General features: G+C 48.1%; 17 protein-coding genes. 13 read left to right on the top strand and 4 right to left on the bottom strand.

The features are described from left to right. The first annotated feature begins 212 nt into the window (after window positions 1-212). Window positions 213-2,879 (top strand): bifunctional lysylphosphatidylglycerol flippase/synthetase MprF, encoded by a 2,667-nt coding sequence (gene mprF / locus PODO_RS28445; protein ID WP_038573719.1) that lies wholly within the window; start codon window positions 213-215, stop codon window positions 2,877-2,879. 56 nt (window positions 2,880-2,935) lie between these two features. Here the strand turns inward: mprF and PODO_RS28440 are convergent, their stop codons facing one another. Both PODO_RS28440 and PODO_RS28435 read right to left on the bottom strand, forming a co-directional pair. Then, window positions 2,936-4,408, bottom strand: a complete 1,473-nt coding sequence (locus tag PODO_RS28440) for an alpha-amylase (protein WP_036682065.1) — start codon at window positions 4,406-4,408, stop codon at window positions 2,936-2,938. A 141-nt stretch (window positions 4,409-4,549) separates the two neighbouring features. Continuing rightward, a complete protein-coding gene (locus PODO_RS28435; RefSeq protein WP_036682063.1) occupies window positions 4,550-6,142 on the bottom strand; it encodes a histidine kinase N-terminal 7TM domain-containing diguanylate cyclase in 1,593 nt (530 codons plus the stop codon). Between the two features lie 281 nt (window positions 6,143-6,423). Between PODO_RS28435 and PODO_RS28430 the strand changes: the two genes are divergently transcribed. The 6 genes from PODO_RS28430 to PODO_RS28405 all read left to right on the top strand — a co-directional run bounded on the left by PODO_RS28430 (window position 6,424) and on the right by PODO_RS28405 (window position 13,134). Beyond that, entirely contained in the window at window positions 6,424-7,206 is a 783-nt protein-coding gene (locus tag PODO_RS28430; RefSeq protein ID WP_036682061.1) for an ABC transporter ATP-binding protein, read from the top strand. A 2-nt stretch (window positions 7,207-7,208) separates the two neighbouring features. Next, window positions 7,209-8,021 carry an ABC transporter permease gene (locus tag PODO_RS28425; protein WP_051491222.1) on the top strand — a complete coding sequence of 271 codons (813 nt, stop codon included), beginning with the start codon at window positions 7,209-7,211 and terminating at the stop codon, window positions 8,019-8,021. Continuing rightward, window positions 8,021-8,938 carry an ABC transporter permease gene (locus PODO_RS28420; RefSeq protein ID WP_051491221.1) on the top strand — a complete coding sequence of 306 codons (918 nt, stop codon included), beginning with the start codon at window positions 8,021-8,023 and terminating at the stop codon, window positions 8,936-8,938. The genes PODO_RS28425 and PODO_RS28420 overlap by 1 nt, the downstream gene beginning before the upstream one ends. A gap of 136 nt (window positions 8,939-9,074) precedes the next feature. Next, the gene (locus tag PODO_RS28415) at window positions 9,075-10,175 is read left to right on the top strand and encodes an ABC transporter substrate-binding protein (RefSeq protein ID WP_051491220.1); all 1,101 of its coding nucleotides are present in this window, start codon (window positions 9,075-9,077) and stop codon (window positions 10,173-10,175) included. Between the two features lie 105 nt (window positions 10,176-10,280). Beyond that, window positions 10,281-11,744: a CoA-acylating methylmalonate-semialdehyde dehydrogenase gene (locus PODO_RS28410; protein WP_036682059.1), complete on the top strand. Its 1,464-nt coding sequence runs from the start codon at window positions 10,281-10,283 to the stop codon at window positions 11,742-11,744. 31 nt (window positions 11,745-11,775) lie between these two features. Beyond that, entirely contained in the window at window positions 11,776-13,134 is a 1,359-nt protein-coding gene (locus tag PODO_RS28405) for an aspartate aminotransferase family protein (RefSeq protein ID WP_036682058.1), read from the top strand. On the opposite strand, the gene PODO_RS28400 is transcribed toward PODO_RS28405, so the two are convergent. Further along, on the bottom strand, window positions 13,109-14,797 hold the full coding sequence (locus PODO_RS28400) for a PucR family transcriptional regulator (protein WP_036682056.1): 1,689 nt from the start codon (window positions 14,795-14,797) through the stop codon (window positions 13,109-13,111). The two genes, PODO_RS28405 and PODO_RS28400, sit on opposite strands and share 26 nt — an antisense overlap. A 318-nt stretch (window positions 14,798-15,115) precedes the next feature. On the opposite strand from PODO_RS28400, the gene PODO_RS28395 reads away from it, so the two are divergent. From PODO_RS28395 to PODO_RS28380, 4 genes are read left to right on the top strand one after another with little or no spacing between them, the layout of a single operon-like run. Beyond that, entirely contained in the window at window positions 15,116-16,507 is a 1,392-nt protein-coding gene (locus PODO_RS28395; RefSeq protein ID WP_051491219.1) for an NAD(P)-dependent oxidoreductase, read from the top strand. Window positions 16,508-16,552: 45 nt separating this feature from the next. Continuing rightward, entirely contained in the window at window positions 16,553-17,842 is a 1,290-nt protein-coding gene (preA, locus tag PODO_RS28390) for an NAD-dependent dihydropyrimidine dehydrogenase subunit PreA (protein WP_036682054.1), read from the top strand. 2 nt (window positions 17,843-17,844) lie between these two features. Next, window positions 17,845-19,272: a dihydropyrimidinase gene (gene hydA / locus PODO_RS28385; protein ID WP_036682053.1), complete on the top strand. Its 1,428-nt coding sequence runs from the start codon at window positions 17,845-17,847 to the stop codon at window positions 19,270-19,272. Continuing rightward, window positions 19,272-19,523, top strand: coding sequence for a hypothetical protein (locus PODO_RS28380; RefSeq protein WP_051491218.1), 252 nt, complete (start codon window positions 19,272-19,274; stop codon window positions 19,521-19,523). The genes hydA and PODO_RS28380 overlap by 1 nt, the downstream gene beginning before the upstream one ends. Before the next feature lie 322 nt (window positions 19,524-19,845). Here the strand turns inward: PODO_RS28380 and PODO_RS32100 are convergent, their stop codons facing one another. Further along, window positions 19,846-20,067, bottom strand: a complete 222-nt coding sequence (locus PODO_RS32100) for a GNAT family N-acetyltransferase (protein WP_244886405.1) — start codon at window positions 20,065-20,067, stop codon at window positions 19,846-19,848. Between the two features lie 391 nt (window positions 20,068-20,458). Here PODO_RS32100 and PODO_RS28375 point away from each other — a divergent pair, with 391 nt between their 5' ends. Beyond that, window positions 20,459-21,076: a TVP38/TMEM64 family protein gene (locus PODO_RS28375; protein WP_036682051.1), complete on the top strand. Its 618-nt coding sequence runs from the start codon at window positions 20,459-20,461 to the stop codon at window positions 21,074-21,076. Between the two features lie 59 nt (window positions 21,077-21,135). Continuing rightward, window positions 21,136-22,047, top strand: a complete 912-nt coding sequence (locus tag PODO_RS28370; protein ID WP_036682049.1) for an aldo/keto reductase — start codon at window positions 21,136-21,138, stop codon at window positions 22,045-22,047. Window positions 22,048-22,059 lie beyond the last annotated feature (12 nt).

Here is a 22,059-nt window from a genome sequence, read left to right as displayed (position 1 = left end):
CATATTGATCTGTCCAGCTTCGTAATATATTAACTATGCTTATCCTCATTTCCCAAAAAATCTTTAACTGTTGCAGGGGTTAGGGATTTGCTGGCAGTCTAATAGAGTAGGTGTTGATTATCACGGGTCTTCTATTCCAAGAATTGCTATAATGGACTAGTTGTAAAAATTGTCTAGCACAACGTGTGTCAGCGGTAAAGGCAGGTGGGCTCATGCATTCAAAGCAACAGACATTAGAAAGATTCAAAATTGTAAGACTGATCTTATCTATCTATCGGATCCGGGCGGTCAGAGCCCTTTTTCCAGTGGCTATCATAGCGTTCGTATACTGGGAGGGACAACATGAGCTGAAGCAGGTTCATTTAGGACTTATAATGCGTGAACTAAGGCGAGTACCTACGTCTGCTATTTTGCAAATGATTGGTTTTGCACTTCTTTCCGTAGCTGTGATGAGTGCTTATGATTATTTGATTCGGGCACATTTTCGTTTAAAAGTAGGGCTGTGGAGTACCTTTCGGTATGCATGGATTGCTAATACATTTAATAACTTGATTGGGTTTGCGGGTCTGGCTGGAGTTGGTTTAAGGACGCTGCTGTATAAAAAAAGCGGGGTGCCGACCTCCGTGCTAACACCCGCCATTGTATTTCTGTCGCCGCTTATGATTACCGGGTTATCGCTACTTTCGTGGGCGAATATCTTTGGTTTACTCCCGGCAACGGCTTTGATGGAAGAACATCGCTGGCTGGTGTTTGCAGTATGGGGAATGGCGCTTTATTTGCCGGTTTTTGTGTTTGTACAGCGCTCATCGCTTTATGCGAAATGGATTAACCGGGGAAAAGGTAGAACACCATGGCTTACAGTCGTTAATTCCGTCGGTGCTTCCTTTCTGGAATGGAGCTTTGCTGGCGTGACGTTTTGGACCATCAGCAGCCATCTCTTGGATGAGGTCCATTTTATAGCTATCTTTGGTATATTTACGATTGCTGCCATTGCCGGCATCTTGAGTATGGCACCCGGCGGTATCGGTGCATTTGACCTTATTGCCTTGCTCGGGCTGACACAGCTTGGCTACCAGACCGATAAGGCGATGGCGGTGCTTGTCATCTTTCGATTGTTTTATTATGTCATTCCTTGGTTGATCGGATTGGTGCTGGCTGCACTGGAAATTGGCCTGCAAGGAAAAAAGGATCAAGATCGTTCAGTTCCAGGGTTCGAACCCTCTCTTAACAAATGGCAGAAGATCTGGGGCTGGCCGGGTCAGTATACCTTTCTGAGCGATCTTGGGATGTGGGCTCTTGGCAAGCTGGTACTAGCTAGCGGGCTTATTCTCTTACTATCTGCAGCAGTACCCGGATTGCTGTATAGGTTGAAGATTACGGAGGAAATATTGCCGTTTCCGGTAATGCAGCTATCTCATCATCTGTCAGTACTTATTGGTTTTATGCTGATTTTATTGTCGCGGGGCATTACATTGCGGGTTCATAGTGCATATGTATGGACTAGCGTACTTCTGTTTATTGGATCGTTGTTTGCAGTCACTAAGGGTTTTGATTATGAAGAGGCGCTTTTGTTACTTATAGTAGCGCTTATTCTTTGGATTTCCAGATCGCGGTTTTATCGGATTAGTGCGCCAATCAGCAGACAGAGCGCGATCTGGTGGTTTGCCCTCACCTCAGTAATTGCACTAAGCTACTATCTGATGGGCTGTTATGTACATCGTGGATTTCTGAAGCATCTGCCTCCGGGTGTACAGCCTGAATGGTTGCAGCGGTATAGTCATGTTGCATTTACGGCAGTGGGAGGATTGGTCTTGTCTTGGGTACTGCTCATAATGTGGGTAAACCTCAGGCCCCATCATAAGGAGAACGAGCTGTTCGGGACCTTGGATGTAGCTAAACTGAAACATTTTCTAGATGGAGTTCAAGGCAATACCTTAACGCATACGTTATTTTTGGGTGATAAGGGCTTCTTCTGGGCTCAGAACGATAAAGTGCTGCTCGCTTTCGCCAGAGTTAGGGATAAGCTCGTTGTGCTGGGTGATCCGCTGGGAGAGAGAAGCTTAATAAATGAAGCCATCAGTGAATTTAGACAAGCTGCAGATCAGTATGGTCTGGTTGTAGTTTTCTATCAAGCTTCACCTGCTTTTTTATCGGTCTATCAGGAGCAGGGCTATCGCTTTTTTAAGCTGGGTGAAGAGGCAGTGATAAGCCTTGATAACATTGCACTCAGTGGTCTGAAGAAAGGTGATCTGCAAAGTGTAAGCGATCGTTTTGAACGGGAAGGCATGTTTGTTGAAATTACAGAAGCGCCGCTTGCTGATAGTTTGCTGAGAGAACTGCGAGCGATTTCGGACGAGTGGTTGAATGGCCGAGCGGAAAAGGGTTATTCGTTAGGCTGGTTTAAGGTCGACTATCTGCAACTGGCTCCCATTGCGGTGCTGCGGAACGCCAAAGGTACAATACTGGCATTTGCTTCTATTGCCCCGGGGTATGATCAAGGATTGACTCTGTCTGTAGATTTGTTGCGCCAGCGGAAGAATGTCCCAAACGGGACGGTAGATTATTTATTGGTTTGTATGTTGGAATGGGCGAAGTCCAAGGGGTATCGGCGATTTAATCTAGGCAACACTCCTCTATCATCCAGTGGGGGGCAGGACCCCGGAGCTCTGAAGGAGGAGAAGCTGGCTCATCAAGTGTTTAATAGAGGTGGGCATGGGCATGGTTACGGTTTTGCCAGATTGCGTCGTTACAAGGAAAAGTTCAATCCAGAGTGGGAGCCGCGTTACTTGGCTTATCCAGCGTCCCTAACATTACCCGTCTTAACGCTGGATCTGGTGAGGCTTGTATCCCGACATCCGGAGCATAAAGCGAATAACTAAAAAAGGTGCCCAACGCCAAACGGCGTTGGGCACCTTTTTAATCAGGTACAAGTGATTTACTTCTTGTCAGCTTCTGCATCCGGCAGAGCCCAGACGGAGACGCTGCCGCCATTGACCGGGAAGGTCGCCCAACCATCTTTTTCAATGGTTATGGTGGCTTTATGGTTATGGGTGAAATCCACCCATGCTTCACCGGCGCGATGTTCTCCTACGAACATTCTCTTCTGGCCATTCTCACCATTACTGATCACAACCGCACAACCGGAGTGTTCAATATCCTCCACGCCGAGCCGTGTCCAGCCAATCGTGTTAGGATGATCGAAATAATCCTTCTGTTCACCATAAGCTTTGTGATAGCGGGTATACAGCAGAGGGTCAATCGCATCTTTTTTACCTGCTACAGGTGTTGGTCCTTCGATCCCATAATAATCCCCGTAAAAGACCACAGGATATCCATCCCGTCGCAGCAGGATAAGCGCGTAAGCACTTTGCTTGAACCAATCATCTACCCAGGATTCCAGGGCTTCGTGAGGCTGAGAATCATGATTGTCAACGAAGGTTACAGCATTGGTGGGATGGGTCTGCACCAGTGTGTCATCAAGAATTTTAGTCAGATCATAGTTTCTGCCCTCCAAAGAAGCTGAATGCAGCTTGTAGTGAAGGGATACATCGAAGAGGTCAATTTTATAATCGACGGTATTCAGAAATTGTCGGCAGGACTCTAAGTCGGAATTCCAGAATTCACCGACGATATAGAAGTCCTTCTCGCATTTATTAAACATCTCTACCGCGAATTCTTTAACAAACTCATGGTTGATATGTTTGATGGCGTCCAAGCGGAAGCCGCTGCAGTGGAGGGTGTCCACCAGCCATTTTCCCCATTGGATCATTTCTTTTTTGACTTCGGGATGGCTGTAATCAATATTAGCGAACATTAGATAATCATAGTTTCCGAACTCGTCGTCAACATTCTGATTCCACGCTTTATTCTCGCCTACTATACGGAATACGCCGGTTCGCTCTTCTTTGGCGTCAAAGTCAGTGCCGTTAAAATGATTGTGATTCCACTTAAAGGCAGAGTGTTCATTTCCGCGGCCAGGGAAGGTGAATTTTGTCCAGCCCTCAATCTCGAAAGGTTTCGAAATTTCTTTCATCCGATCATTGGGGTCGACCTCGATGACTTGGAATACTTCCTTTTCATCCGCGCCTGCCTTATGATTCATGACCAAATCAACGTAAACGGCGATGCCATTCTTTTGACATTCCGAAATTGCGTTGATCAGTGCTTGTTTGGTGCCATATTTGGTGCGTACCGTACCTTTTTGGTCATATTCGCCCAGATCATATAGATCATACACGCCATAGCCTGTATCTTCTGCGGAGACGGCCTTTGTCACAGGAGGTACCCAAACAGAATCAATGCCTACGGCTTTTAGCGCGGGTGCAGTTTCTTTTAAGCGATCCCAGTGTTTCCCGTCCGCAGCAACATGCCATTCAAAAAACTGCATCATTGTATGGTTCCTCATTATTTCTTACGCCTCCATATCCCATCAAGCAAATTTTACTCTCAACACTCTGATTAGTTTTTCAGATAACTCTTATTAAACTTAAAAACAGACTATGAAAAATAAGGCCAGTTGTTGAATGCGCAGGAAGGGACATGATTGTCATTAAACAGGTTTGAAAAGAATGATTTCTGACCTTTGGGAGAGATGCACAGCGTTGCGTCCATTCCGTTTAGAGCTATACAGAGCATGGTCGGCTTCAGATAGCAGCTCTTCTAGAGTGGCCTCTGGATTTAGGGCCTCCACAACTCCAAAGCTGGCGGTCACATTAATGGGCCCGATGACGGTATATAAGGTGCTTTGTTCAATATCCGCGCGGATAGTTTCGCAGAGCAATGCAGCTTGCTTCAGCGACGTCTCTGGCAGACAGATCACAAATTCCTCGCCACCATAACGGCCAAAGAGATCTCCCTCCCGCAGATGTCTGCTGCACACTTGGACAATATGCTGGAGAGCTTGATCTCCGTATTGATGTCCATAGCGGTCATTAATGCTCTTGAAGAAGTCCACATCCAGCAAAATCATAGATAATGAACTTCGCAGGCTGGCGGACCGGGCAAGGAGAGCTCGACTCAGCTCCAAAAAATAGGAGCGGTTATAGATACCGGTTAGGCTGTCCATCGTAGCCAATTGGCGCAGCTTCTCCTGAAGCAGTATTCGTTCAGTCACGTCAATCAGCATGATCATCTGTCCTGCTATGTGCCCCTCTTGTTTTTGTACCGGAGAGGAACGGATTTGATAATAGCAGACCTCCTCTGCTTTGTTCCAAGCCACTTCCCGTTCTTCGCGCAACAGCGGCTCGGCGTCCATCACATAGGACAAGGCGTCTTTGCCTGCGTTAAGAAACAATTGCGCTAGCGGTTTGCCAATCGATGAGGAGTTGAGCCCCTCTATCATATCCGCGGCTGCACGATTGTAATCGACGAGCATGTCCGAGCGGTCGGTGACAAGCACTCCCTCCCGCATGCTCTCGAAGAGATTCTCACGAGCAATAGGCGCAGCCGTTAACATGCCCCGGGATAAAATAGCCCAAATATATAGGGAGGAGGTCAGGCTCATAATGATCGGGACGGGATCCATTCCGTAAGGAGTCAAGCCCATCAGATACAAAAAAGAGCCAAGTGTTGGAAGACTTAACCCGATTATTATTGTGATGATCTGCCTGCGGTATACCCGCTTCATCCGGTTCCACTGCCATATCATGAGGCAAATGGCTGCCAGCAGACAGCCAAAAGTAAAGCTGCCGTGAACGATATACCAAGGTCCCATCACAACATCAACGAGTGGGGTGGGCGTATTTTCCCGTAAATAAATGGATTTATAGAAGAGATGATGGTAATCATTGGTCCAAACCAGCAGCGTTGTAATGAACGGAATGATAAATAACGCCGCCCGTATGCCTTTTTTAAACAGCGTCTCCAGCCCAACGAAATGGATCACCATGATTAGACTAGCTGGCGCAATGAAGGGCATCCCCAGATATTCTAACTTAATCCAGAAGCTGATTTCCTCCAGGGTTTTCCCCGATAACTCTAATGCGAAGCCGAAGGTGTAAATAGCAGAGGTAAAGGAGCTTATAACAAAAGCCCTGATTCCTAAGAAATCAGTTTTTTTATAATAGGCGAAAAGGGCTAATAAGACGCTCAGCACACCTGATATAGCAACAATTACAATATAGTTCGAGATTATAGATCCCATGGGTCTATTGTCACCTGCCGAGGAAAGATATGGATAAATATTACCACATATCTACGGATATAAAAAAAATACTTCGGGTTTGTAGTCAAAAAAATGTCTCCTAGACAAAATGACGCAATTTAACAGGAGCTATTTTACTAATTGTCTAGTGAGAGTCCAGTGAGCAGCGTGTAACATGTTAGTTAATACTACATGCGATAGAAGTTTTCTTGATCTTATCTATATCACGTCAGTTTATATAACATTATAAACATGACTTATTTTGAAAAGGGGGGCTGAGGATGTCATCACTAGCGACAAATATTCCTGAGATTCAGCTGGAGAATGTTGAAATGCGTTATCGGACAGAAGCTGCGGAAGTGCTTGCCCTGCATCAGGTGAGTCTTGATATTGCTAAAGGGGAGTTCGTCTCCCTGCTCGGACCTTCCGGATGTGGAAAAACGACGCTGCTTAGACTGATGGCCGATCTCATAGCACCAACAGGCGGGAACATTGTGGTAGCTGGGAAAAGTGCCAGAGAAGCCAGGCTGGCGCAAAAATATGGCATTGTTTTTCAAAGTCCAGTGTTATACGACTGGCGGAAAGTGAAGCATAACATCACATTGCCGCTGGAGCTGATGGGGGTAAAGAAGTCAATCCGTGAGGAAAAGGCGATGGAGCTTCTTGATCTGGTGGGGTTGCAGAGCTTTGCGGATAAATATCCGTGGCAGCTCAGCGGCGGGATGCAACAGCGTGTAGCGATTGCCAGAGCGCTATCGATGGAGCCGGAAATTCTGCTCATGGATGAGCCATTCTCTGCGCTGGATGAATTTACGCGTGAGCGATTGAATGAAGAGCTATTGTCTGTCTGGAGTAAAGTGCAGAACACAATTGTTTTTGTAACTCATAGTATTCCTGAATCTATATTCCTCTCTGACCGGGTGTTTGTTCTTTCCCCGCATCCGGGTCGCTTGTCTGCTGTGGTCGAAATTCCTCTGCCACGTCCGCGAACGGCGGAAATGAGAAATAGCCCAGAGTTTTTCGAACTGATCGCACGTATTCGCGACAGCTTCGAAGGGGTGTAGTGATGAAAGGGGGCAGTATCTTTGTGCGAGGTCGTCTGCTGCCGTTGTTCGTCTGGATTTTTGGCCTGCTGCTAGTCTGGGAAGGCACTTCCTGGATGCTGCTCCATGTGGTGGAGACGCCGTTAGCACAGTCCAAGCTGCCATATGTTCATGAGGTGTTAGCTACCTTGTGGCAGTATGGAGGCACGCTCTTGAAGGAGGGGGCTGCGACCTTCGGTAATGCTGGTGTTGGCTTCCTGATTGGAGCGGTAGCTGGTGCCTCATTGGCGGTGCTGATGAGTTTGTCGAAGACAATAGAGCAATTAACTTTTCCTTATGCTATTGCCTCGCAGATGATTCCGATTCTGGGGTTGGCACCCATCATCTACGGGATTGTGCGCGATGAGCAGACCTCGCGGATTATTATTTCGGGATATATCACCTTTTTCCCGGTGGCTCTGAACATGCTGCGCGGCTTGCGGAGTGTAGATCCATCAGCGCTCGAATTGATGCATTCTTACGCGGCCAAACCTTGGGCGGTCTATTGGAAACTAAGATTCCCAGCGGCTTTGCCGGGTTTGTTCGGTGGGCTTAAGATAGCTGCCCCACTTGCTGTGACTGGAGCTATTCTGGTGGAGCTTATGGGTGCCCAGCATGGCATTGGTGTAATTATGCTGCGCAATCTCTATTATGGAAGCTCTCACACCTATATGTTCTGGTCTACGGTGATTGTGGGTGCCTTGCTGGGGATCGTAAGCTACTGGTTAATCAGTCTGATAGAACGCCTGGTAACGCCTTGGCAGCCTGAATATCGTCCGAAAGGAGGCAGCCGCTAATGGAAACTAACTCCGTTCGGGAGACCTCGTTTATAGGCTCTACTGGTAAAGAAATGGCTCAGCCGGCGCTAACGGCTACACAAAAGAATGCTGTAGCCGTTCCGAAACCTGCGGAAGCTACGGCGAGTCGAGGCGGCTCACGAATGCTGAAGAGGATATTTAGTGCAGGGGTGCTGCTGCCTGTACTGGCAGGTCTGTTATTTCTTGCACTATGGGAATTTCAATTCTTTCATAAGATCTTTGATCTGAAAAAGTATCAACTCCCGCTGCCTACAGCCATCGCCGAAACTATGCGAGATAATTTCAGCTTGTTGTTGTCCTATACCGGATACACGCTTGCTGAAGCTGTGCTGGGAATGTTGGTTGGTTCTGCTATCGGCTTCCTGATCGCTTTAGTCGCTACGGCTTGGCCGCGCTGGGGGAGTGGAAGCTTGACGCTGGTTGCCGCCCTAAATGCTGTGCCCATCGTCGCCCTCGCGCCCATCATGAATCTGTGGTTTGGAGATGGGATAGGCTCACGAATTGCCATAGTAACAGCAACTACAATGGCAGCGATGGCGATCAACGCCTATAAGGGCATGGCGGCGATTGATCCATTGGCGCTGGATCTGATGCATTCTTATGCGGCAGGTAAACCGGCAGTGTTCCGTTATCTGCGGATTCAGAGCAGTCTGCCCTATGTATTTACAGCACTGAAGATTAATGCTACTGCCAGTATGATTGGCGCCATTGTTGGGGAATTCTTTTTCTCCTCAAAGGGGCTTGGATATCTGCTCTCCAATTCCATTAAAGTTGCCAAAATGCCACTGGGCTGGTCCTGTATTGTGCTGGCTGCAATTGCAGGCGTGCTCTTCTATTTAGTGGTTGAGCGGCTGGAGAAAGTATTCATTAAGTGGCATCCTTCGCAGCGTACTTAATCTCGCCCTCATTACATCCGGCCATAGTGGGAATGGAAAAGAGAAACCGCCCGCGGCTGTATGCATAAACGCACCACGATGCTTGTCCATACTGTGCTTGTTACAAACTTAAATTACGATAGGGGGAGTTCGGTTGATGAACGGGAAAAAACGCAAATTTCGTGGTGGTTTGTTGGCAATCGTGATGATGTTGAGTGTTTCTTTAATGGCGGGTTGCGGTGGCAACAATAATAACTCGGCAGCTGAAGCTACGACTGCCCCTGAAGTATCAGCAGCTCCTGACGCAAGTGCTGCTACTGAACCGGCTGCTGATCCAGTTACAGTGAAGCTACAGCTGAAATGGGTGCCGCAGGCACAATTCGCTGGGTATTTTGTGGCGCAGGATAAAGGATATTACAAGGAAGAAGGCTTGGATGTAGAAATTCTGCCGGGTGGGCCTGATATCGTTCCGGAACAGCAAGTGGCAGGCGGCTCCGCAGATATCGGTGTGGGTTGGGTAGCCAGCTTGCTGCCGAGTCTTGAAGAGGGAATGCCGCTGGTGCAGATCGCGCAAATCTATCAAAAGAGCGGATTGGTCCTGGTTTCCAAAAAATCGGCGGGCATCAACTCAGCCGCTGATCTTAAGGGTAAAAAAGTAGGCAACTGGATGGGCGGCAACGAGTTTGAACTATTAGCGTTATTCGATAAATATAAGTTCGATCCGAATAAGGATCTGAGCTTTACGAAGCAAGGGTTCACGATGGATCAGTTCTTGGGCGATCAGATCGATGCGGCCTCAGCGATGACCTATAACGAGTACCAAGTAGTGTTGGAGTCAGGCATTAAGGCTGAGGATCTGAATGTCATCGACATGAATACGGAAGGCGTTGCGATGCTTGAGGATAACTTGTTCGCCAATAAGGAATGGCTTGCGGAGAACAAAGAGACTGCGGCAAAGTTCGTACGTGCCTCCCTGAAAGGCTGGAAAGATGCAATTGCTGATCCTGCAGCCGCAGTGGACAGTGTGATGAAGCAAGCGGAAGACGGCAGTACAACGAAGGAACATCAGCTGACAATGATGACTGAGGTTGCCAAGCTGATTCTACCTGAAGGCTTTGACAGTGCCAAGATGGGATATACCGATGCGGCGGCGTTCCAGCAAACTGCTGATATTTCGCTTAAATTTGGTGTCATTAAAGAACCGGTTAAGGTAGATGAGGCTTACACGAACGAAATCGTAGAAATGGCGGCAAAATAACCAGTTGAGCTCAAATGTTACAGTGGATGGCCGCCTGATCTGGCGGTCATCTATTATAATCAGCAGTCCATCAGTGCATCTGAAACAGAGAAAGAGGTGCGAGCTATGTCTCTCCTAGTAACGCAGGCTGAAAGAGTTAAGAATTATGTGAATGGAGCTTGGGTAGAATCGTCGTCCGGGCGAGATGAAGAGGTATATAATCCGGCGACGGGTGAAGTGATTGCCTATGTGCCCATTTCCAGTAGGGAAGAGCTGGGTGCGGCGGTAGATGCGGCTGCAGTGGCATTTCAAGTGTGGAAAAGGGTCGCTGTGCCGCGTCGTGCCCGCTACTTTTTCCAATATCAACAGCTGCTGGTGAAGCATTGGCATGAGCTGGCCGAGCTGATCACGCTGGAGAATGGCAAAAGTCTGGAAGAGGCGCAAGGTGAGGTGCAGCGTGGAATTGAGTGTGTGGAATTTGCCGCAGGCATCCCCACGTTGATGATGGGCAGCCAGCTCCCGGACATTGCTACCGGAATTGAATCCGGGATGTACCGCTATCCATTGGGGGTTATCGGGGGAATTGCCCCTTTTAACTTTCCAATGATGGTTCCTTGTTGGATGTTTCCGCTTGCCATCGCTTGTGGAAATACCTTTGTGCTGAAGCCTTCTGAACGGACACCGCTGCTTGTTAATCGATTGGCAGAGTTATTTGCCGAAGCGGGCTTTCCTCCAGGTGTACTGAATGTGGTACATGGGGCGCACGAGGTTGTGAATGGGCTGCTGGAGCATGATGAAGTGAAGGCGATTTCGTTCGTGGGTTCGCAGCCGGTTGCGGAATATGTATATAAGGCAGGGACGGCGCAAGGGAAGCGGGTTCAGGCATTGGCAGGCGCTAAGAATCACTCGATTGTGCTGCCTGATGCGGAGCTGGACAATGCGGTCAAAAATATCATTGCGGCCTCCTTTGGCTCGGCAGGTGAGCGGTGTATGGCTTGCTCGGTCGTAGTGGTTCATGAGGATATCGCTGACGAGCTAGTGAACCGTCTGGCTGCGGCTGCGGATGAGCTTAAGATTGGTAATGGCGCCGATGACGGGGTGTTTTTGGGTCCGGTAATTCGCCAGTCGAATAAGGAGCGGACGCTTTATTACATTGAGACTGGTGAAGCTGAGGCAGCCAAGCTTGTGAGAGACGGGCGGAAGGATGCTGCTACGGGTGGTGCGGGTTATTTTATCGGGCCGACGATATTTGATCATGTACAGCCGGGAATGACCATCTGGAAGGATGAGATTTTTGCACCGGTATTGTCAGTGATTCGTGTGAAAAGTCTGAGTGAAGCGATTGGGGTAACGAATCAGTCCCCATTCGCGAATGGGGCTTGTATTTATACAGACAGCGCAAAGGCGGTTCGTGAATTTCGGGAAGAAATTGATGCAGGGATGTTGGGTGTGAATCTGGGCGTGCCTGCGCCCATGGCATTTTTCCCCTTCTCGGGTTATAAGAAATCGTTCTATGGAGACCTGCATGCCAATGGGCGTGATGGGGTGGAGTTCTATACGCGTAAAAAGATGATCACTGCCCGTTATTAGAGAAAATGAGCTGCTGAGAGGAGAAAATGTTATGCAGAGTCTGGGGAACGATAGCGAGCTTGCGGTGAAGAAGGATCAGGAATATTTATGGCACAACATTACGCCTTATAGTGAAAAGAATCCGCCTATGATTGCCGCCTCGGCGAGTGGGTCGTGGATTACGGATATACAGGGCAATCGATTTTTGGATGGGATGTCTGGCTTATGGTGTGTAAATGTGGGATACGGGCGCAAGGAGCTGGCGGAAGCTGCTTACAATCAGTTGCTGACCCTGCCTTATTTTCCTCTGACACAAAGTCATCTCCCGGCGATTGCGCTGGCGGAGAAGCTGAATGAATGGCTCGGAGGCGATTACGTGATCTTCTTTTCCAATAGTGGATCGGAAGCCAATGAGGCTGCTTTCAAAATGGCACGCCAGTACCAGCAGCAAATCGGCCAGCATTATCGCCATAAATTCATTGCCCGTTATCGTGGATATCACGGCAGTTCGCTGGGTGCATTATCTGCAACAGGCCAGGCCCAGCGCAAATATAAATATGAACCGCTGGCGGGTGGGTTTCTGCATGTAGCTCCCCCGGACAGCTATCGCCGCCCGGCCGGGATGACTGTGGAAGAATTCAACCTCCAGTGTGCACAGTCCATAGAGGATATGATCATCTGGGAAGGCGTGGAGACGGTAGCTGCGGTGATTATGGAGCCTGTAATTACGGGTGGTGGCGTCATTGTACCGCATCAGGTTTATTTGGATCGGGTGCAGGAAATCTGCCGTAAGCACGGTGTGTTGCTCATTATGGATGAGGTGATTTGTGGATTCGGGCGTTCTGGACGTAAGTTTGGTCATCACAACTTTAATGTGAAGCCTGACATCGTAACGATGGCTAAGGGACTGACTAGCGCTTATCTTCCTTTATCCGCGACTGCTGTTCGTAAGGATATCTATGAGGTATTTAAGGACAATAGCGATGACTATGGCCATTTTCGCCATGTGAATACTTTTGGTGGCAACCCTGCCTCCTGTGCGCTGGCGCTGCGTAATCTGGAGATTATCGAGCAGGAGAAGCTGGTGGAACGTGCGGATCTTTTAGGTAAAAGAATAAATACAGAATTTACCGAGCTGCTTGATCACAAGCTTGTAGGTGATGTCCGCAGCTTTGGTTTGATGACAGGGGTTGAGCTGGTTGAAGACAAGGTCAGTAAGAAGCCGGTTGATCTGAATATTGTGAAAGGAATTATTGCCGAATGTAAGTCCAAGGGGCTTATCATCGGCAAAAATGGCGATACCGTAGCTGGGTTCAACAATGTGCTTACCTTCGCCCCGCCGTTATCCTCCACGGATGAAGATATAGAATTTATTATCGATACCTTTAAATCTGTGCTGAACGGGGGCTAGGTAAAGTGATTTTGTCTGGATATAGAAATTGGTAAGCGCGCAGGGCGACTTGAATGGAGATCCGATTCTCTGGCTGCATGAAGTCTTCACCCAGTAGCTCTGTTATTTTGTCCAGGCGATAATAAAGTGACTGTCTGACAATGAATAAGTTTCGAGCGGCAATTTGTTTGGAACCATCATGATCCAGATAAACACGAAGGGTAAGCAGCAGCTCGCTGCCTTTGGTTTGGTCGTGGTCGATTAGCGGGCCGAGATAACTGCGAATGAAGTTCTGCAACGTTTTTCCGTCATTTAAGCTCAACAGCAACTGGAATACACCCAGCTCTTCATAGAAGAGCAGTGACTTCTGGTAACAGGAGTATAACGACAATGCCTGTAGGGCTTCCTGATAACCGGAATAGGCTCGTTTTAGGCGCTTATGCGATTTGCTGACTCCAATGACGAGCTGCAAATCCTTGAGCTTCTCATCGGAGCGGATGTTCTGCAGGGCTTCAAGTGCTTGTTGAAGTCGCATTTTGCCAGGCATTTTTGATTGGATGTCGAGGGCGATGACGGTGAGGCGATTGTTCTTAAGGGTGATCAGCGGACGTAAAGAATATTTCTCAAAGATGGAACGCAGGATGAGCGAAAGGTGGAAGGTGATGGACTCCCATTCGTTCTCCGAGCTGTTCCATTTTACATCTCTGGGGTTCTTGATCTCTATAAGGCATACACGGTAAGGGAGCTCGTTGACCACGTTGAAATTAGAGCCTATCAGGCCCTTTAAGCGGTTATCATCTTCGATGCGGCCATTGATCAGCTCGTCGACCCATAGATTTTCTGAAAAAAGCTTGCGCTCCTCCATATACCGGGTTCGCAGCAGCTCCTGAGCAATGGACAAAGAGGCGGAATCCAGCAGCAGACAGTCGAATTCCTGTGGTTTGTGATTGCATACCATCAGAATGTAAGCCCAGGTCTGATCCAGCGCACCTACAGGCTTGAGCGCGATGGTCTTCTGTCCATATTCCCGGATATAGGGGGCAGCGTCAGGTTGAATTCCTTCCAGCTCGTCGCCGAAGGCGGTGAAAAAATTCAGCAATGGAGCCTGCTCTTCCGGCGAAAGGGCCGGGAAAAATAAGGGTTTGCCTTGTAGCTGCATATAGACAATTTGTGTGCGGGTGCTTTTGCACAATAATTGCAGCACTTTCAGCGTTCCTTGTGAAGTTAAGGTCAGACGGTGGAATTCACGTGAGATTTTTTCAAGTTCTTGGAGCATCCGGTGATGCCGGTTGATGATAATCGAATGAAGATCCAACGTGATATCTACGAAACGAACCGTGCGGGTGAAGATGATTAGCGGAAAGTCATGCCTATCGGCTAATTCGATCATCTCTTGCGGGATGGTGCTGAAATACGTACCTAACTCAATACATAGGCAAGCTGCATTTTTATCGATCAGGTTCTGCATAAACTCCAAGGAGGAAGGGAGATCGACACTTGCACCAATCCCCGTAGTCAAAATCATTTCTTCGCCATGAATCAGAGTCTCGAAGTTGGCACTTTCCAGCACATGCACCCAGCGAATGGCACGGCTTAGGCCGCTTTTCCCGCCGATCACCTCGGCTTCTGCGAATAGTGGTCTTTTTAAAGCGTCACGAATGGTTAATACAAGCTCCCAGTCCATAGTTACTCCCCCTCGATCTTCTGCGCTCTGGCCTTCGGTTAATGCCCTGTTATTCTCAGCCTATTCTCACTCGTAAAAAATACAGTTTTGAAATTAGACAAAGTGTCTAATGCAACGAAAATTCGAAATGACTATAGTTTGATTAACGGATGTCAGTATATATAACCTAATCAGGGAGAACGTTGAGAGATAATTTCTGTTAAAGCTTATATTACTACAATAATTAAAAGATGTAAGCAAAATATTCAGACAAAACTTGAAATAATGTTATATTATATAACACAAATATGAAAAATTACCCATAAGGAGGGACTAGTGATGGAGCATTCTTCTCCGTTAACAGCATTTACACCTGATATGTTCATGCGTAATTTCGCCGAGGCTGAGCCGCCTCTGACCCATAAAGGTGCCATGGATGAGTCCAATCGCTGTCTATATTGCTATGATGCCCCATGTATAAAAGCATGTCCGACCAGCATTAATATTCCCTCCTTTATCAAACGGATCGCCACTGACAATCTGAAAGGCTCGGCACAGACGATTATGGATTCCAATCCTGTGGGTGCCAGCTGTGCTCGTGTTTGTCCTACAGATGAGCTGTGTGAAGGCGCCTGTGTGTTAAATGATGCCTCGGCGCCGATCCAAATCGGACTGCTGCAGCGTTATGCGACAGATTGGGCGATGAACAGCGGAGTTCAATTATTTAAGGCTGGCATTCCTAATGGGAAAAAGGTAGCCGTTATCGGCGGTGGTCCTGCGGGATTGTCAGCGGCTAGGGAACTCGCCCGTGAAGGTTTTGCTGTTGTGATCTACGAAGCGAAGGCGTTAGCGGGTGGGCTGGATACACATGGGATTGTATCGTTTCGGCTCCCGCAGTCTGTATCTCTTTGGGAAGTAGAGCAGGTAGAGAAGCTGGGTGTGGAAATACGTACAGGTGTGAAAGTCGGAGTAGATGTTTCTGTAGATGAGCTGAAGTCGAATTATGATGCCATCGTTTTGGCAGCGGGTATGGGTTATGTGCCTCCAATAGGGATTGAGGGTGAAAAAATGGCTGGAGTTTATGATGCTATTGCGCTCGTAGAATCCACTAAGACGGGCATTCCTCTACTAGAGCTGATGGGTCAGCGGGTCGCTGTCATTGGTGCAGGGAATACGGCTATTGATGCAGCGACTTGCTCAGTGCGGCTGGGAGCCACCAATGTGAAAATGGTCTACCGCCGGACCCGCGAAGAGATGACGGCTTATGACTTTGAATATGAATTTGCGAAGCAGGAAGGTGTGGAGTTCAACTGGCTTACCTTACCGAAACGTATCGTGGGTGATGGGCTTGGGAATGTAACTGCACTGGAATGTGTGCAGATGAAGCTGACGGAGGAGCTGGGCAAAGATGGGCGTCCAATACCTATGCCGATCGAGGGTTCTGAGTTCTTGATTCCTGTAGATGCAGTTGTAATAGCTATTGGTCAAAAGCGTCGTCTAGATCTAATAGATTCCTTAGGTCTTATGCATGACCGTGGGGTTGTGAGGGTGAATGAGGTCACCTGCCAAACCTCCGATCCGCAGATTTATGCCGCTGGGGACATCATATTTGGTTCAGGTAAAGGCGAGGCCATGGTTGTATCAGCGGCACAGCAGGGAAAAGATGCAGCCCATGCGATTGTTAAACAATTCTCAGGCCAGCAGGAGGTCGTTGTTAGATCTGCGGGCTGAGCGTAGAAATCAAATAGGATTTTACATGACAGGGAGGGAACATCAATGGCAGATTTAAGTATTAATCTCGCAGGAATCAAATCACCGAATCCGTTCTGGTTGGCCTCCGCGCCGCCTACGAATACAGGTTATCAAGTGCAGCGGGCCTTTGAAGCGGGTTGGGGCGGGGCGGTGTGGAAGACGCTCGGCGATCCAATCATTAATACCTCATCGCGTTTTGCGGCAGTAAATTTCAATGGGCAACGGGTTGCGGGCTTTAACAATATTGAACTGATCACCGACCGTCCGCTTGAAGTTAATCTGAAGGAAATCTATGAAACGAAAAAAAGATTCCCGAATCATGCGATTATAGCCTCCCTGATGGTAGAACCAACGCAGCATAAATGGCATGAGATTGTTAAGCGGGTAGAGGATGTGGGTGTAGACGGTCTGGAGCTTAACTTTGGCTGTCCGCACGGGATGGCTGAGCGTGGAATGGGCGCTGCTTCGGGGCAGCAGCCTGATCTGGTGCAGGCACAGACCACCTGGGTAAAAGAAGTTGCGACGACCCCGGTGATTGTGAAGCTGACGCCTAATATTACGGATATCACCGTCGTTGCCCGCCATGCGGTTAAGGGTGGAGCGGACGCGATTAGTATGATCAACACGATCAACAGTCTTGCTGGTGTAGATATTCATAGCTGGAACACCATTCCGAATGTTGGGGGTCAGGGTGCGCATGGCGGTTACTGCGGGCCGGCTGTGAAACCAATTGCGCTTAGTATGGTGGCCGAGTGTGCCCGTGACCGGGGAGTCGGCATTCCTATCTCCGGTATTGGAGGGATTTCGACCTGGCAGGATGTTGTTGAATTCATGTTGATGGGTGCAACGGGCATTCAAGTATGTACAGCGGTCATGCATCATGGCTTCCGGATTGTGGAGGAAATGATCGATGGCCTGAACAACTATTTGGATGACAAAGGTTTGGCTTCCGTAACAGAGTTAATCGGTAAATCGGTATCCCGGTACTCCAACTGGGGTGATCTGGATCTCAACTATAAGGTCGTTGCCCGTATTAATGAGAACAACTGCATTAACTGTAATAAATGCCATATTGCCTGCGAAGATGCTTCACATCAGTGTATTGATATGTTAACTAATACAGATGGGAAAGCTATTCTACAGGTCCGCGAGGAAGATTGTGTAGGTTGTAATCTTTGTTCAATTGTCTGTCCAGCAGACGGCGCGATCGATATGGTTCCAGTGGATACCGGGGCAGCCTCACTGACCTGGAACCAGCGGCAGAAAGTGATCGGAAGTTTGAATGGCACCTATTCGGAAGTGGAGGTGGTGTAAGGATGAAAAAGATTATTAAAAATGGCATCATCGTTACTGCAGCAGATACTTATACAGGCGATGTGGCGATTGAAAACGGGGTTATTACGGAGATTGGCCTTCATTTGGATGTCCCTGGTGCAGAAATTATAGATGCCTCGGGGTGTTATGTTTTTCCTGGAGGCATTGATCCACATACGCATCTGGATATGCCTTTTGGCGGCACGGTTACAGCTGATGATTTTGAGACGGGAACCATTGCGGCTGCATATGGCGGAACGACCACAGTCATTGATTTTTGCTTAACCACCAAAGGACAACCGCTACAGCAAGCCGTAGATACATGGCATCATAAGTCGCAGGATAAAGCGGTGATTGATTACAGCTTCCACCTGATGGTCTCAGAATTAAACGATAAAGTACTGGGTGAGCTTCCGGAGATAATTGAGAAAGAAGGCATTACCTCGCTCAAAGTATTTATGGCTTATAAGAATACTTTTCAGGCGGATGACGGCACACTTTTTAAGACCCTTCAAGCCGCGAAAAAAGAAGGTGCGCTCGTTATGGTGCATGCGGAGAATGGAGATGTCATTGAATATCTTGTTGAGCAGGCCTTGGCCGCAGGCAACACTGATCCGATCTTTCATGCGCTGACCCGCCCGCCGGAGCTGGAGGGTGAAGCTACGGGACGCGCAGCTTATCTAACCGAACTGACAGATTCTCAGCTGTATGTTGTACACGTGACCTGTGCGGAAGCCGCTTGGAAGATTGCTGAAGCGCGTAAAAAGGGACTGCGCGTATACGGTGAGACTTGTCCACAGTATTTAGTGCTGGATCAGACGGCGCTGGAAAAGCCTAATTTCGAAGGTGCCAAATACGTGTGGTCTCCGCCCCTGCGTGAGCAGTGGAATCAGGATGTTCTGTGGGATGCGCTATGGAGCGGCAGCTTGCAGACGATTGGCTCTGACCAGTGCTCGTTTGATTTCAAAGGACAAAAGGATCTGGGGCTTGGCGATTTCTCCAAAATCCCGAACGGTGGGCCGACCATCGAGGACCGGTTTACGATTCTATATTCGGAAGGTGTGCAGAAAGGCCGGATCTCATTGAACAAATTCGTAGACATTATTGCTACCTCTAGCGCCAAGCTGTTTGGCTTGTATCCGCAAAAAGGCACGGTCGCAGTAGGTAGTGACGCTGATCTGGTCATTTTTGATCCTTCTGTAGAAAGAACCCTTTCTGCGGACACGCACCATATGAACGTAGATTATAATGCGTTTGAGGGCTTTGAAGTGAAGGGAGAGCCTGTTTCTGTTCTCAGTCGAGGTGAATTTGTTATTCGTGACAAACAATTTGTCGGCAAAGCAGGTTCGGGAAAATATTTGAAACGCAAACGTTTTGCAGCGGAGGCTCCTCTTCCTTCTAAGGCAGAAATCAGCGGAGGTGTAGTCTAATGTCTGCTTTTGCGGAATATGCCAAAGAACAGCAGGAGATTGATGGGCTGCTTTTTAAAGGGTATACGATTGCCGGCATCCAAGAGGATTTGGACGGTGCACGAATAAAGTTTGTCAGAGGGGAGCCGGCTAAAAGCTCGGTAGAGCTGTTACTGCTCACAGCGGATGCCCGTAAGTACGTGACAACCCTTGTGGTTGCGGGGTTGAGGGCGGAAGGTGAGCAGGCGGGTTGTTACAGTGGAGAGGTTTGAAGGGAATGGAATTGAAAGCTGAGTAGTGAGCCCACGTAGGATAGGGAACTTGCCGCTCGGCTTTTTATTGTGCCCATGAAAGGGTGCGAGGAGATAACCTACCTGAAAATAGCCGATTATCGTCTCGGAATATACTTTTTGGGGAAATCCTCCCTAAAAAGTAGCTGATTAGGGTCCCAAAATAGACGTTTTAGGGAAAATATCCCTAAAAATCAGTGAAATATGCCGATTTTGCGCAAATTCGCTGAATATTAGGGAAGTTTTCCCTGATTTGCAGTTATAGGCACCTGACAGTCCAAAAATCAGGGAGGATTTCCCTAATCTATTTCTTCTGCTGTTGCTGCTCACGCTCTATATACCCATGCCGTAATATGGACATGATATGCAGAGATTCAAAATGTCCCTCAACCTTTATACAATCACGTAGAGTGCCTTCCAGTGTAAAGCCGCAGCTTTCGTAGACATGGCGAGCCCTGTGGTTGTGATCTCTAACATCTAACCATAGCCGATACGTCTCGGTGTGCTGGAAGATCCAGTCGCTCACGAGATGAAGCGACAGTTTGCTATAACCAAAGCCCTTTGGAATGGATGACGATTCGTTTAATACAAACGGTAAGATAAATATCTTGAAGTCCTGTTACGATGATATAGCCGACTCTTTTCCCGGACCTCTCCCAAATTGTAAGATGCAGGATATCTGGATCCTGGATAGCCGTATTGTGCTCCTCTTTACTCCACTGTCCGATATAGGCACGATTAAGCTCACTTTGTTCAATGGCTAGAACGAACGCTAAGTCCTGCTCGGTGGTAGTTTATAGATCCAACGTTTCTGAATGAATGATCATAACCTTATGCACTGTAGGAATGAACGCAACTTCGTGTATAATTGAGACCAAGTGTTAAGAATTCCAATCGGATGAGGAGATCAGCTGGTTATGTATTTTCTTGATATTATGTCTTGGCTGACAGAGGATAATCTGCGGCATCTGCTGGAACAATATCGTTCGTTTGGGCCCTTTCCGGGCATTGCGTTAACGTTTATGAAATCATTTATACCACCACTACCAACTATTGCGATCGTAGGGCTAAATGGGGCCGTATATGGTTTATGGTTAGGTTTTTTGTATTCTTGGATCGGTCTGGTTGCAGGTTGTGTGACTACCTTTTGGATTATCCGCAAAGTAGCCTCCCATCGTTATTTGCGAAAATGGGCAGCACGGCCCAAAGTAGCCAAAAGCATGACATGGGTGCGGCAAAGCGGATTCAGCTATGTTTTTCTGCTTAGTATATTTCCGGTAGGACCTTTTGTTGTGATTAATATGGCAGCAGGGCTTGCCGGGATGAGGTTCCGTTCGTATCTTCTTGCGCTTACGGTGGGTAAAGCGATTATGGTATTCGCAGTTTCATACATTGGCAATGATCTGGAACGCTTCATTCGCCAGCCGTGGGAGATTATCTATGTTCTGTTGTTTATCGGGCTGTCGTTATGGGGAGTCAAAGCCATCGAAGCGCGTTTTGCTAGAACAGCACAGGATGGGAACAAGATAGCTTAGTATAGTGTCAGAATTAACTTGAATTCCTAAATCTAAATAGAATAAAGGAGGAAATGATGATGAAATATCGTAAGCTTGGCAGTACAGGAATGAATGTCTCGGTGATTGGCCTAGGGACTTGGCAGTTTGGCGGAGAGTGGGGCAAGGATTTCACTCAGGCTGAAGTCGATGCCATGCTGGATAAGGCTGGGGAGCTGGGGATTAACCTGATTGATACGGCAGAATGTTACGGAGATCACTTGTCGGAGAAGTTCATCGGGGATTATCTGGCGCGCCGCAAACGCGAGGACTGGGTTGTAGCTACGAAATTTGGCCATCATTTTCAAGGGCATTTGCAGCGGGAACAGCTATGGCGTGCTGAGGATGTGCTTAAGCAGCTGGACGACTCCCTACGCGCACTCCAAACAGAGTATGTCGACCTCTATCAATTCCATTCCGGAACGGATGAGCAGTTCGATAATGATAAGCTGTGGAGTATGCTCGACAGACAGAAGCAAGCCGGTAAAATCCGTCATTTAGGCGTGTCGATCAGTGCATCGGGCTCGGGGGTGCATCAGACCTCTGCGGCAGCGGATGTGCAGGCAGAGGCCATACAAGTAGTATATAATCGGCTGGATCGTCAACCTGAAGAAGAGATTCTTCCGCTGTGCATCGAGCATCAATTAGGTGTGTTAGCTCGCGTTCCGTTAGCCAGTGGTTATTTGAGCGGCAAGTATAAGCCAGATGCGATTTTTGCTCAGGGTGATGTGCGAGCGAACCATAAAGAGGATGTAAGACAAAAGCAGCTGCGCGCAGTAGCAGAAATTGCTGCCAATGAAGTGCCATCAGGTCTGGATATGGCGCAGTGGGCTTTGGCTTGGTGCCTCCAGCATTCCGCAGTAACCAGTGTAATTCCGGGCTGCAAAAATGTAGAACAAGTCATCTCCAATGCCAGTGCTGCTGATTTGGACATGGTGAAGGGCAACGTGTGATAAGTTAGAATG

Source organism: Paenibacillus odorifer (assembly GCF_000758725.1).
GTDB classification, from domain to species: Bacteria; Bacillota; Bacilli; order Paenibacillales; family Paenibacillaceae; genus Paenibacillus_AQ; species Paenibacillus_AQ odorifer.
This window is presented reverse-complemented; position numbering and strand designations above follow the sequence as displayed.

Coding starts and splice junctions, on each gene's coding strand:
- hydA (WP_036682053.1), top strand. CDS start 17,845: ATGAAAAAGATTATTAAAAATGGCATCATCGTTACTGCAGCAGATACT.
- PODO_RS28395 (WP_051491219.1), top strand. CDS start 15,116: ATGGAGCATTCTTCTCCGTTAACAGCATTTACACCTGATATGTTCATG.
- PODO_RS28425 (WP_051491222.1), top strand. CDS start 7,209: ATGAAAGGGGGCAGTATCTTTGTGCGAGGTCGTCTGCTGCCGTTGTTC.
- PODO_RS28430 (WP_036682061.1), top strand. CDS start 6,424: ATGTCATCACTAGCGACAAATATTCCTGAGATTCAGCTGGAGAATGTT.
- PODO_RS28435 (WP_036682063.1), bottom strand. CDS start 6,142: ATGGGATCTATAATCTCGAACTATATTGTAATTGTTGCTATATCAGGT.
- PODO_RS28370 (WP_036682049.1), top strand. CDS start 21,136: ATGAAATATCGTAAGCTTGGCAGTACAGGAATGAATGTCTCGGTGATT.
- PODO_RS28400 (WP_036682056.1), bottom strand. CDS start 14,797: ATGGACTGGGAGCTTGTATTAACCATTCGTGACGCTTTAAAAAGACCA.
- PODO_RS28420 (WP_051491221.1), top strand. CDS start 8,021: ATGGAAACTAACTCCGTTCGGGAGACCTCGTTTATAGGCTCTACTGGT.
- preA (WP_036682054.1), top strand. CDS start 16,553: ATGGCAGATTTAAGTATTAATCTCGCAGGAATCAAATCACCGAATCCG.
- PODO_RS28405 (WP_036682058.1), top strand. CDS start 11,776: ATGCAGAGTCTGGGGAACGATAGCGAGCTTGCGGTGAAGAAGGATCAG.
- PODO_RS28410 (WP_036682059.1), top strand. CDS start 10,281: ATGTCTCTCCTAGTAACGCAGGCTGAAAGAGTTAAGAATTATGTGAAT.
- PODO_RS28415 (WP_051491220.1), top strand. CDS start 9,075: ATGAACGGGAAAAAACGCAAATTTCGTGGTGGTTTGTTGGCAATCGTG.
- PODO_RS28375 (WP_036682051.1), top strand. CDS start 20,459: ATGTATTTTCTTGATATTATGTCTTGGCTGACAGAGGATAATCTGCGG.
- mprF (WP_038573719.1), top strand. CDS start 213: ATGCATTCAAAGCAACAGACATTAGAAAGATTCAAAATTGTAAGACTG.
- PODO_RS28380 (WP_051491218.1), top strand. CDS start 19,272: ATGTCTGCTTTTGCGGAATATGCCAAAGAACAGCAGGAGATTGATGGG.